This is a genomic window from Streptomyces sp. MnatMP-M17 (assembly GCF_900091995.1).
In the GTDB taxonomy this organism is placed as follows: Bacteria; Actinomycetota; Actinomycetes; order Streptomycetales; family Streptomycetaceae; genus Streptomyces.
In genome coordinates this window covers 1-11,880 of record NZ_FMDK01000419.1, presented here as the reverse complement: position 1 = coordinate 11,880, position 11,880 = coordinate 1, and the positions used below count along the sequence as shown (strand labels likewise).

9 protein-coding genes and 1 pseudogene are annotated in these 11,880 nt (G+C 68.2%); 2 read left to right on the top strand and 8 right to left on the bottom strand.

Annotation, left to right across the window (positions count from 1 at the left end):
* The 3 genes from GA0115259_RS19275 to GA0115259_RS19265 all read right to left on the bottom strand — a co-directional run.
* Positions 1 to 534 (bottom strand): ADP-ribosylglycohydrolase family protein (locus GA0115259_RS19275; protein ID WP_176732592.1); only part of this gene is annotated, 534 nt, incomplete at its 3' end.
* A gap of 62 nt (positions 535 to 596) precedes the next feature.
* A complete protein-coding gene (locus GA0115259_RS19270; protein WP_093598553.1) occupies positions 597 to 1,256 on the bottom strand; it encodes a histidine phosphatase family protein in 660 nt (219 codons plus the stop codon).
* A 109-nt stretch (positions 1,257 to 1,365) separates the two neighbouring features.
* Positions 1,366 to 1,971: a YdbC family protein gene (locus GA0115259_RS19265; protein ID WP_093598550.1), complete on the bottom strand. Its 606-nt coding sequence runs from the start codon at positions 1,969 to 1,971 to the stop codon at positions 1,366 to 1,368.
* A gap of 157 nt (positions 1,972 to 2,128) precedes the next feature.
* Here GA0115259_RS19265 and GA0115259_RS19260 point away from each other — a divergent pair, with 157 nt between their 5' ends.
* Entirely contained in the window at positions 2,129 to 2,704 is a 576-nt protein-coding gene (locus GA0115259_RS19260) for a TerD family protein (RefSeq protein ID WP_370748175.1), read from the top strand.
* Between the two features lie 132 nt (positions 2,705 to 2,836).
* On the opposite strand, the gene GA0115259_RS19255 is transcribed toward GA0115259_RS19260, so the two are convergent.
* A complete protein-coding gene (locus GA0115259_RS19255) occupies positions 2,837 to 5,743 on the bottom strand; it encodes a vitamin B12-dependent ribonucleotide reductase (RefSeq protein ID WP_093598556.1) in 2,907 nt (968 codons plus the stop codon).
* A gap of 143 nt (positions 5,744 to 5,886) precedes the next feature.
* Complete coding sequence (nrdR, locus tag GA0115259_RS19250) at positions 5,887 to 6,396, bottom strand: transcriptional regulator NrdR (protein WP_093598544.1); 510 nt, start codon at positions 6,394 to 6,396, stop codon at positions 5,887 to 5,889.
* 491 nt (positions 6,397 to 6,887) lie between these two features.
* Between nrdR and lexA the strand changes: the two genes are divergently transcribed.
* Entirely contained in the window at positions 6,888 to 7,673 is a 786-nt protein-coding gene (gene lexA, locus GA0115259_RS19245; RefSeq protein ID WP_066946872.1) for a transcriptional repressor LexA, read from the top strand.
* Positions 7,674 to 7,770: 97 nt separating this feature from the next.
* On the opposite strand, the gene GA0115259_RS19240 is transcribed toward lexA, so the two are convergent.
* From GA0115259_RS19240 to GA0115259_RS41985, 3 genes and pseudogenes are all read right to left on the bottom strand, one after another.
* Positions 7,771 to 9,741, bottom strand: coding sequence for an ATP-dependent DNA helicase (locus GA0115259_RS19240; RefSeq protein ID WP_093598541.1), 1,971 nt, complete (start codon positions 9,739 to 9,741; stop codon positions 7,771 to 7,773).
* A 38-nt stretch (positions 9,742 to 9,779) separates the two neighbouring features.
* Positions 9,780 to 11,561, bottom strand: a complete 1,782-nt coding sequence (locus tag GA0115259_RS19235; RefSeq protein WP_237540205.1) for an IucA/IucC family protein — start codon at positions 11,559 to 11,561, stop codon at positions 9,780 to 9,782.
* A gap of 232 nt (positions 11,562 to 11,793) precedes the next feature.
* Positions 11,794 to 11,880, bottom strand: a pseudogene (locus GA0115259_RS41985) (GNAT family N-acetyltransferase); the annotation flags it as partial.

Below are 11,880 nucleotides of genomic sequence, written 5' to 3'. Positions count from 1 at the left end.
GGCTGCGGCGGCCACCGCCATCGCGCCCACCACGGCCTCACGGTGCTGATGGGTGGTGTACGCGGAGATCTCGGCCTGGTGCGTGGCCTGTTCCGGGTCGTCGGCGTACCAGGCGCCCAGCGGCGCGATACGCATGGCCGCTCCGTTGCCCCACGAGCCCTGGCCGTTGAAGAGCCCGGCCGCCAGCTCGCGCCAGTCGCCGCCCTCCCGGATCAACCGGAGCATCCGGTTCACGGCCGGACCGTAACCACGGTCGAAGTCATGGCGCTCGGCGAAGGAGCGCGCGAGCGTGTCCTGGTCGATACGGCCGAGCGCGCCCAGCACGGCCAGGACCGACGCGCCCATCTCGGTGTCGTCCGTCCACTGCCAGCGGCCGGGCGGCAGCTCCCGCAGCTTCAGCAAGGGATAGTTCGACGGTACGAAGAACTGAGAGCCCAGCGCGTCTCCCACGGACAGTCCGCGCAGACTGGCCAGGGCGCGTTCATAGCGCCGGTCGGGTACGGCGGGCGTGGCGGGTATGGATCGGGCGGTCATCGCAGAGTCCAGGCGGTCATCGCACCATCACTCTATCGGGTGCTGTCCAGAGCTATCCCGTACTATCCGGTGCGGCCGTACGGTTCCGGAGTGCGCCAGCGTTCGAACGGCCTGTCCAGGGTGTACCGGCCGTCCGCGCCGAGCAGCAGCGTCCGTGTCTCCGCGTTGCCCGGGTTCGACAGCGACTCGAACTCCGCGACCGACCAGTGGAACCACCGCATACAGAACAGCCGCATGGTCAGTCCATGCGTCACCAGCAGCACGTTCTCCGGCGAGTCGGGTGCCTCGAAGCTCCGGTACAGGGACTCCAGGAAGGCGCCGACCCGGTCGTACACATCGGCGCCCGACTCGCCCTGCGCGAACCGGTAGAAGAAGTGCCCGTAGGCGTCGCGATAGCTCTTCTGGAGACGTACGTCGTCCCGGTCCTGCCAGTTCCCCCAGTCCTGCTCGCGCAGCCGTGGCTCCTCCCTTATCCGCACCAGCTCCGGATCGAGACCGAAGGCCCGGAACGTCTCATGCGTACGTCGATAAGGCGAGACATAGACACTGACCTGCTCCCGGCCGAACATCTCGCGCAGCCGGGCACCGGTCTCCTCGGCCTGGCGCCGGCCCTTCTCGGTGAGTCTCAGGGCATGGTCGGGCTCGCGTTCGTACACCGTGTCATCTGCGTTGCCCTCCGACTCTCCGTGCCGGACAAGGACGATGCGCCGCGGTCGTGCCATGACCCGACCCTAGAACGGTGCCGGGGAGCGGCGCCGACCGGGGCGTGCCGACGGGGCACATGACCGCCGGGCGCCTGCGGGCGTACCACTGGCCGGCGCGCGGGATGCGTCACACCGTCCAGGTCGATTCGAGATCGACGACATCTCCGGCCAGCGCCGCCACATCCGCCGCCGTCTGCGCGCGAAGCGTCAGCCGCTCCACCCGTTCGACCCGGTACTTCCCGTGCTCCGCCGCGGACTGCCACATCGAGAGCACGATGAACTCATGGCCCGGCGCCTCTCCGAACAGTCCGCGCACCATCCCGGGCGATCCCGCCATCGCGGGATTCCAGACCTTCTCCTGCATCAGCGCGAAGTGTTCGACACGGTCCTCGTGGACCTTGCAGTGCGCGACGCGGACCACATCCGCGTCGGTGAAGCGTGGCTCGAAGCCGGTCTTCACATCAAAACGGTAATCGAACAGTTTGGCCTGGACATCCCTGTATGTCCCCGACTGCGCGGCGGCCAGCCGGTCGTGGGAGCGCGCCATGAAGGAGTCGTAGAACGCGCGGCTCTCCCAGAACGCGAAGACATGGGCCACACCCGGCTTCGTCCGGCTCCAGCCCCCGCTCTGCCCCCGGAATCCCGGCTCACCGAGCAACCCCGCCCATTTCCGCTGCCCGCGTTCAAAACCTCGTCGGTCGACCACGGTGCAGCGCGTCCACTTGACCAGCACCGCGCCATCGTACGGCGCGGAGCGTGGCGCGGGTCACGCTCCGGCGGAGTGCGCCGTACCCGGCTCGGCGGTACGAACACGGGGCCCGGCGAGTATCGGCCAACGTGGCGTCAACTGGACAGATCCCGCCGCCCGTTGTCGGCGCCCCGGTCTAGCCTTGCGTGCAAGGCCCGGAGATCCGGCCCGGTTGCGAAGAGGGGGAAGACTGGTGAGCAGTCTCAACAGAGGAGTGGCGAAGGTCGAGGTCACGCTCAAATGGGACCCCAGTCCTTTGGGCGCGCCTCCGCACGATCTCGATATCGTCGCGGCGACTTATACATCGAAGGACCCGAGCGACAAGCCGGCCTATCTGGTCCACTTCGGAAGCCGCTCACCGGACGGCACGATCACTCTGGACCGGGACAGCCAGACCGGCCAGGGCTTCGGCGCCGACGAGGAAATGACACTGGAGCTGGACCGGCTGGCGGTCGCGTATCACCGTGTGGTGGTGGGCGTGGTCATTCAACAGCGCCATGGACGCAGGACGTTCGCCGACATAGCAGGTCCTCAGCTCCGCGTTCTGGAGGGATACACCGAGCTGGCGAAGCACGACTTCACGGGTGTCCCTGACGCCACCGCGGCGACTCTCGCGCAATTCACGCGGGACTCCTCGGGTGCGTGGCAGTTCCACACGGCGGTCCGCGGCTTCGACACCGACCCGCAGTCCTTCGGCGCCCTGATGGGCACCGCCTGACAGGCTCGGTGACACAAACAAGGTGGCGCGGCAAAGGGGACCGACCACGGCCGATCCCCTTCACCAACCATCGCTCGGGCTACGCCGACGGTCGGCACCGCCCGGCCCGAAGGCCGGGCGGCACTGCCGGTATCAACTACAGCCGCTCGTGGAGCCGCATCCCTCGCAGATGTAGCAGGATCCCGCCCGCTGCATCTTCGTGCCGCAGGAGAAGCAGAGCGGTGCGTCGGCGCTGATGCCGAGTTGCATCTCGACCAGTTCGGCCGAGGTGTGCGCCTCCTTGGGGGCCGGGATCGCGGCCGGGCCGGCGACCTCGGCCGCGGAGACCGCCTTCAGCGGCTCCGGTGTGCGCGGCGCGGACTGGACGAGGCTCTCGGCGTCCAGCGTCTCGTCGTCCAGGGACGGCTCGTAAGAACCGGTGTCGAGATGGCGCTGGCGCTCCTCGGCCGAGTGGATCCCGAGGGCCGAGCGGGTCTCGAAGGGCAGGAAGTCCAGCGCGAGCCTGCGGAAGATGTAGTCGACGATCGACTGCGCCATCCGTACGTCCGGGTCGTCCGTCATACCGGCCGGCTCGAACCGCATATTGGTGAACTTGGAGACATAGGTCTCCAGCGGCACACCGTACTGAAGACCGACCGAGACGGCGATCGAGAAGGCGTCCATCATGCCCGCGAGGGTGGAGCCCTGCTTGGACATCTTGAGGAAGACCTCGCCGAGACCGTCGTCCGGATAGGAGTTGGCGGTCATATAGCCCTCGGCGCCGCCCACTGTGAAGGAGGTGGTGAGGCCGGGACGGCCCTTGGGGAGACGCTTGCGGACCGGGCGGTACTCGATGACCTTCTCCACCGCCTGGCGGATGGTGTCCTCGGCCTTCTCCGCGACCTTCCCCTGCACCTCCTTCTCCTTCTTCTTCGCGGAGAGCGGCTGCCCGACCTTGCAGTTGTCGCGGTAGATCGCGAGCGCCTTGACGCCCATCTTCCACGCCTCGAAGTAGACCTCTTCGACATCCTCGACGGTGGCGCTCTCCGGGAGGTTCACCGTCTTGGACAGCGCGCCGCTGATCCACGGCTGGATGGCCGCCATCATGCGGACATGGCCCATCGCGGAGATGGAGCGCTCGCCCATCGCGCAGTCGAAGACCTCGTAGTGCTCGGTCTTCAGACCGGGCGCGTCGATCACATTGCCGTGCTCGGCGATATGGGCGACGATCGCCTCGATCTGCTCCGGCTGATAGCCGAGGCAGCGCAGCGCCTGCGGCACCGTGCCGTTGACGATTTGCATCGAGCCGCCGCCGACCAGCTTCTTGAACTTGACCAGGGCGAGGTCGGGCTCCAGCCCGGTGGTGTCGCAGGACATCGCGAGACCGATGGTGCCGGTGGGCGCGATGACCGAGGCCTGGGCGTTGCGGAAGCCGTTCTTCTCACCGAGACGGAGGACGTCCTGCCAGGCCTCCGTGGCGGCGGCCCAGACCGGGGTGTCCAGATCGTCGATACGGACGGCCGTGGCGTTGGCGTCGGAGTGCTGCTTCATGACGCGCTTGTGCGGCTCGGCGTTGCGGGCATAGCCGTCGTACGGACCGACGACCGCGGCCAGTTCGGCGGAGCGCCGGTAGGAGGTGCCCGTCATCAGCGAGGTGATGGCGCCGGCCAGGGACCGGCCGCCGTCGGAGTCGTACGCGTGGCCCGTGGCCATCAGCAGGGCGCCGAGGTTGGCGTAGCCGATGCCGAGCTGGCGGAAGGCGCGGGTGTTCTCACCGATCTTCTGCGTGGGGAAGTCCGCGAAGCAGATGGAGATGTCCATCGCGGTGATGACCAGCTCGACGACCTTGGCGAAGCGCTCGGACTCGAAGGACTGGCTGCCCTTGCCGTCGTCCTTGAGGAACTTCATCAGGTTCAGGGAGGCCAGATTGCACGAGGTGTTGTCCAGGTGCATGTACTCGCTGCACGGGTTCGAGCCGTTGATCCGGCCGGACTCAGGACAGGTGTGCCAGCGGTTGATCGTGTCGTCGTACTGAATGCCCGGGTCGGCACAGGCCCATGCCGCCTCCGCCATCTTGCGGAAGAGCTCCTTGGCCTCGACCTCTTCGATGACATCACCGGTCATCCGGGCGCGCAGCCCGAACTTGTCGCCGTTCTCGACGGCCTTCATGAACTCGTCGTTCACACGGACCGAGTTGTTGGCGTTCTGGTACTGGACGGACGTGATGTCGTCGCCGCCCAGATCCATGTCGAAGCCCGCGTCCCGCAGGGCACGGATCTTCTCCTCTTCCTTGACCTTGGTCTGGATGAAGTCCTCGATGTCGGGGTGGTCGACATCGAGGATGACCATCTTGGCCGCGCGGCGCGTGGCGCCACCGGACTTGATCGTTCCCGCGGACGCGTCGGCGCCGCGCATGAAGGAGACCGGGCCCGAGGCATTGCCGCCGGAGGAGAGCAGTTCCTTGGAGGAACGGATCCTGGAGAGGTTCAGACCGGCGCCCGAGCCGCCCTTGAAGATCATCCCCTCTTCCTTGTACCAGTCCAGGATCGAGTCCATGGAGTCGTCGACGGAGAGGATGAAGCAGGCCGAGACCTGCTGCGGCTGCGGAGTGCCGACGTTGAACCACACCGGCGAGTTGAAGCTGAAGACCTGGTGCAGAAGGGCGTACGCCAGCTCGTGCTCGAAGATCTCGGCGTCGGCGGGCGCGGCGAAGTACTGGTAGTCCTCGCCGGCCTTGCGGTAGGTCTTCACGATCCGGTCGATGAGCTGCCGCAGACCGGTCTCGCGCTGCGGAGTGCCCACGGCCCCACGGAAGTACTTGCTGGTGACGATGTTGACCGCGTTCAGCGACCAGAAGTCGGGGAACTCGACGCCACGCTGCTCGAAATTGACCGAGCCGTCGCGCCAATTGGTCATGACGACATCACGGCGCTCCCAGACCACCTCGTCGTACGGATGCACGCCGGGTGTCGTGTGGATCCGCTCGATACGCAGCCCCTTGCCGGCCTTGGTCCCCTTGGTTCGGGAACCTCGTGCCGGGCCGCTCGTCGTCTCTGTCATGCCGCCTCCCATATACGTACAAAAACGCCCTGAAGTGCCATGCTCTTCCCGTGGCACGGGGTGTGTCGAAAATGCCTCGGGTGCGCGCGGGGCGCCCGTGACAGGTCTTGGTTGCCGCGGAGCGGCCGGACGGGACCGGCCGGTCAGTCCGCGACGGTGGCGGGCACGGGGACCTCGTGGGTCCCGCCGGCGCCGCACTTGTCTGCGGGAGGCCGCTCGCGCAGTTCCGCGATGGCGGCCTCGAAGTCTTCGAGCGAGTCGAACGCCCGGTACACGGATGCGAAGCGCAGGTACGCGACGAGGTCGAGCTCCTGCAGTGGGCCGAGTATGGCCAGCCCCACGTCGTGGGTGGTCAGCTCGGCGCTTCCGGTGGCGCGCAGCGCTTCCTCGACCCGCTGGCCGAGCTGGGCGAGGGCGTCCTCGGTGACCGGCCGTCCCTGGCACGCCTTGCGCACACCGGAGATGACCTTGGTACGGCTGAAGGGCTCAGTCACACCGCTGCGCTTGATCACCATCAGTGAGGCGGTCTCCACCGTCGTGAAACGGCGGGAGCAGTCGGGGCACTGCCGACGGCGCCGGATCGACGTCCCGTCGTCGGTGGTGCGGCTGTCGACGACACGGCTGTCGGGGTGCCTGCAGAAGGGACAGTACATTGCTCCCAACCCTCCTTCACGGCGTGACTGAATAGCCCCGTCAGGGCCCGGAAAGAGCCCCTCGAAGCAACCCCCAGCATAGGCGATGGCCTCGGCCGACCGAGACCGGGGACCACAACTTCTGGGCGGCTGCGACAATCCAACCACTAGATCTGGGGTTTGACCGCATCCTAGGCCCTGGCGCGTGTCGTATACGGAGGCGGGTCCCGCGCAGCCGCGCGGACCGGCCACGAGGGTACGGGAAGGGCGCGGCGGCGCGGGTTCCGGCCCGCCCGGTGGAACACTCGAACCGCGCCCCGGACCACGGCGGCACGGCCGTGAACGGTACCGTGACGAGCGGGCCGCGTACGGCCACAGACAGGGCCCATACACCTAGCCGAAGACTTACGACAGGCGCTCTACGATTTTTCACTCGAACGTGTGTTTGGCGCAACCTTTCGAAAGCTACTACCGTTGTCCAGCTAGGGAGAACATTTCGAGAGGGGCCCGACGTGACCACCACCGCAGACAGCGCCACCATCACTGCCCAGGACCGCTCCCAGAGCCGACTCGAGCCGGTGCATGCCATGAATGACGCGATCATGAACCCGGAGGGGCCCAAGCCCACCCGGTCATTGCCCGGCCGGCCTCCCGGAATCAGGGCGGACAGCTCCGGCCTCACGGACCGGCAGCGCAGGGTCATCGAGGTCATCCGCGACTCCGTCCAGCGGCGCGGCTATCCGCCCTCGATGCGGGAGATCGGCCAGGCCGTGGGCCTCTCCAGCACCTCGTCGGTCGCCCATCAGCTCATGGCTCTGGAGCGCAAGGGCTTTCTGCGCCGCGACCCGCACCGGCCCAGGGCGTACGAGGTACGCGGATCGGACCAGCCGAGCACCCAGCAGACGGACACGACCGGCAAGCCCGCCGCCTCGTATGTCCCGCTGGTCGGCCGGATCGCCGCGGGCGGGCCGATCCTCGCCGAGGAGTCGGTCGAGGATGTCTTCCCGCTCCCCCGCCAGTTGGTCGGGGACGGAGAGCTGTTCGTCCTCAAGGTCGTCGGCGATTCGATGATCGAGGCCGCGATCTGTGACGGTGACTGGGTGACGGTCCGCCGCCAGCCGGTCGCGGAGAACGGTGACATCGTCGCCGCGATGCTGGACGGCGAGGCCACGGTCAAGCGCTTCCGCCGCGAGGACGGCCATGTCTGGCTGCTCCCGCACAACGCGGCATACCAACCGATCCCCGGTGATGAGGCGACGATCCTCGGCAAGGTGGTCGCGGTCCTGCGCCGGGTGTGACGATTCCACCGGCTCCGACCGGGCCCCGGGACTCCCTGCGCCGGTCCCGGGGCCTGCTTCACGCCCTGAACGAGCAGGCCCCCGGTGCGTACGACAGCTACTCGCCGGCGGCCTGGGCCACGGCATCGATCGCCGCGAGGGACCGCCGTACCTGATCACGGTCAGTGGTGTACCAGAAATCGGGCAGCGAGGCGCGCAGAAAGCTGCCGTACCGGGCATTGGCCAGCCTCGGATCGAGCACTGCCACCACGCCGCGGTCCCCGGTCGCCCGTACGAGCCGTCCGGCGCCCTGGGCCATGAGCAGGGCGGCATGCGTTGCGGCCACCGCCATAAACCCATTGCCGCCGGCTTCCTCCACCGCCTTCTGGCGCGCGCTCATCAGCGGATCATCGGGGCGCGGGAAGGGAATGCGGTCCATCACCACGAGCTGAGAGCTGGGCCCCGGCACATCGACGCCCTGCCACAGCGAGAGCGTGCCGAACAGACAGGTCCTCGGATCGGCGGCGAACGCCTTGATCAGCTCGCCGAGCGTCTCCTCTCCCTGGAGCAGAATCGGCACATCCATCCTGCCGCGCAGCTCTTCCGCCGCGGCCTGGGCGGCCCGCATCGAGGAGAAGAGCCCGAGCGTACGGCCGCCCGCCGCCTCCACCAGCTCGGCCAGCTCATCCATCATGTCGCCCCGCGAGCCCTCCCGTCCCGGTGTGGCGAGATGGCGCGCGACATAGAGGATGCCCTGCTTGCGGTAGTCGAAGGGCGAGCCGACATCGATGCCCTTCCACCGCGGAATGTCGTCCCCTTCCGTGCCTTCCGGCGCCAGACCGAGCGAGGCGCCCACTCCGTTGAAGTCACCGCCGAGCTTGAGCGTGGCGGAGGTGAGGACGACGGAGCGGTCGGCGAAGAGCTTCTCCCGCAGCAGTCCCGACACCGAGAGCGGTGCGACCCGGAGGGAGGCGCCGAACCGGTCGTGCCGCTCGTACCAGACGACGTCGTACTCCGAGCCGTTGGCGATTCGCTCCGCCACAGCGTGGACGGACTCGACGGATGCCAGAGCCTGTTTCCGTACGACGTCCTCGTCCTGTACGGACTTGTCGCGTGTCGCGCCCAGTGCCGAGATGACCGTACGGGCCGCGTCGCGCAGCGCCATCAGGGCATAGCCGAGATCCTCCGGGATCTCTTCGAGCCGCCCGGGAAGGGCCAGCTCCATCAGCCGCTCGAAGGTCTCGGCCGCCGTCTGGAGAGCGTCCGCCGCCTTCTCGTTCACCAGCTTCGCCGAGCGGCGCACCGCCCGATGCACCTGTCCGGAAGTCAGCTCGCCCGTGGCGACTCCGGTGACCCGTGAGACCAGCTCATGGGCCTCGTCGACGATCAGCACCTCATGCTCGGGCAGCACCGGCGCGCCCTCGATGGCGTCGATCGCGAGGAGCGCGTGGTTGGTGACGACCACCTCGGCGAGCTTGGCGCGCTCCCGCGCCTGCTCGGCGAAGCACTCCATGCCGTAGGCGCATTTCGTGGCGCCCAGGCACTCCCGGGACGAGACGGAGACCTGGGACCAGGCACGGTCCGAGACACCGGGCGTCAGATCGTCGCGATCGCCCGTCTCGGTCTCGTCCGCCCAGTCCCGCATCCGCAGCAGGTCCTGGCCCAGCTTGCTGCTGGGCGCCGCCGCCTCGAACTGATCGAAGAGGCCCTCCTCCTCGTCCTGCGGCACGCCTTCGCGCAGCCGGTGCAAACAGAGATAGTTGGAACGGCCCTTGAGCATGGCGAATTCCGGACGTCTGCGCAGCAGCGGATGCAGTGCGTCGACCGTACGCGGAAGGTCACGCTCCACGAGCTGGCGCTGCAACGCCAGGGTGGCCGTGGCCACCACGACCCGCTCGCCGTGTGCCAGCGCGGGCACGAGATAGCCCAGCGACTTGCCGGTGCCGGTGCCGGCCTGGACGAGCAGATGGGACGGGGCGTCGATGGCTTCGGCGACGGCCTCGGCCATGGTGACCTGGCCTGGCCGTTCCACGCCGCCGACGGAGCTGACGGCGGCGTGGAGGAGCTCGGGGAGTGATGGCTTCGTCATAGCCCGACCACCCTACGGGTCGCCACTGACAACAGCGATCACTCGTCCTGCCGTCCGGCCGCCAGCGGATTGGGAACCGTACCGTGCACGGCGGCATGCGGCCGGTGGGCGCGGTCACGGTAACCGTCGAGATGGAGCCGGTTGCGGTTGAGGCAGAGACGCTCGATACGCGGCGTGAGCAGGTCGAATGTCTCGAAGCGCTGCTTCAGCTCCGGGAACCGGGCCTGGTGGCGCAGGATCTCCGCCCGTACGAGGGACCAGAACTCCCTCTCCGGCAGCCCGAGTTGGTCCTCGCACAGCGGTGCCAGATAGCGGAAGACGCCGACGAAGAGCCCTGAATGGATGAACTGGATGAGGAAGGACGGCTCCTCGGTAAGGAGGACGTCCTTCACATCCGCGGGCATCGCGTCGTGCTCGGGCAGCGGCTGGGCACTGATGTTCACATCGTCGACGAAGTCCTTGATCGCCAGCCGTACCGGGACGTCCTGGTCGTCGAAGACGACGATGGCGTTCTCGCCGTGCGGCGAGAAGACCGTTCCGTAGCGGTAGAGGAAGTGCAGCAGAGGCGGCAGCAGCGCCGAGAAGAGCCGCTGGAGCCAGCGGGCGGGCGGCAGACCGGAACGGGCGACGAGCTCGGCGGTGAACGCTCTGCCCTCGGGATCCGTATGGATGAGGGAGGCGAGCGTACGGGCGCGCTCACCGGTGGCGAGCCGGGTCTGGAGGGGCTCGCGCCAGATCGCGCCGAGCAGTTCCTTGTACTGGTACGGAACCTCCGGGAGGTGATCGTAGAGCGGGTGCTCGACCGTTACGGAGGCGACTTCGCCGAGCAGGATGACACCGCACTCGTCGCGCAGGAAGGCATCGGCGTCCCGTATTCCATGGACCCACGCGGTGACGGCGGGCGCCGCGAGCGTGCGCTCGGTCGGGAGTCCGCGCCAGACGAGGGTGTTGAGGATGGACAAGGGCAGTTTGACCGTGTGCCGGTCGGGACGTGCGATGTTCAGGAAGGTACGGATGGACTGCTGCGGCAGCCGTAGATCGCCGTCGGTGGGAAGCGGAACGATCGCTCCCCGGGCTATGGCGGGCGCGTAGAGCGGGAGCAGGATCTCCTCCCACTGCCAGGGATGCACGGGGAGGTAGAGATAGGCGGCGGGATCGAGGCCGCGGTCCCGGAGGACGGAGTCGAAGCGCTCGCGGACGGCGGAGTCGAGTTCGCGGCCGTAGAGCAGGTCTGGCGTGCGCAGCGCGGAGACGCCGCGGTAGGTGGCGAGGGCGGTGCTGACCGCGATCCAGGGGAGCAGGGCCGGAGTACGGGCCTCGGGCGCCCAGCGCGCGGCGTCGGTGGCGGAGAAGCCGACGCGGCCCTTGTTGAGGACGATCCAGGGATGGCCGGTCTGGTGTCCTTCGAGGTCGGCGTAGTCGAGATCGGCGAGGCGCGCGGCGGTGAGGGCGGTGTGGTCGAGTCTGGCGTCGGCGGCGAGCGTCGTGGTGAGTTCGCGGACGAGATGGCCGAGGGTCTCGCCGTCGAGTCCGAGCAGCCCTCTGGCGAGCGGCAGGAAGCAGAGCGGGTCGGTGAAGGGCTGGTTCCGGTACTCGACGGAGCCCGGTTCGACGCGCCAGTCGCCGTAGGCACCGCGTGTGGCGCGGAAGGTGAACGTTTCTCCGTTGTCGAGTGTGAGGGCGTACCGGCCGTCGGCGGCGCCGGGGACGGGCGCGGGCTCGATGATCTGCTCGTACGCGAATTCGCCGAGGAGTTTGGCGAGGAGACGGCCGGCCGCCCGGTCCCAGGACCGGGCGTTCAGCTCGGGCGGCGAGAACAGCGGAGTGAGGGCGGCGGAGCCGGCGGTGGTGGAGCCGGGAGCGGCCGAGGAATCGGGAGCGGCTGGCGAGTCGGGAGCGTTGAGGGAGTCGTGGACGGCGGTGGCGTCGTGGACGGCAGGGGAGTCATGGGTGGCAGGTGACTTCGGCACAAGGACTCCTCGGGATGGAACCGATGGGGATCGAGCGGTGCAGGTAAGGCAATTGAACGGTGTGGGTGACGCGGCGGATCGTTCAGAGCAGGTCGCGATGAGCACGGTCGCGGACCATGAGAGCGGCTCGCTTCTCAGGCAGGTCGACCTCCGCCGAGAAGCGGAAGCC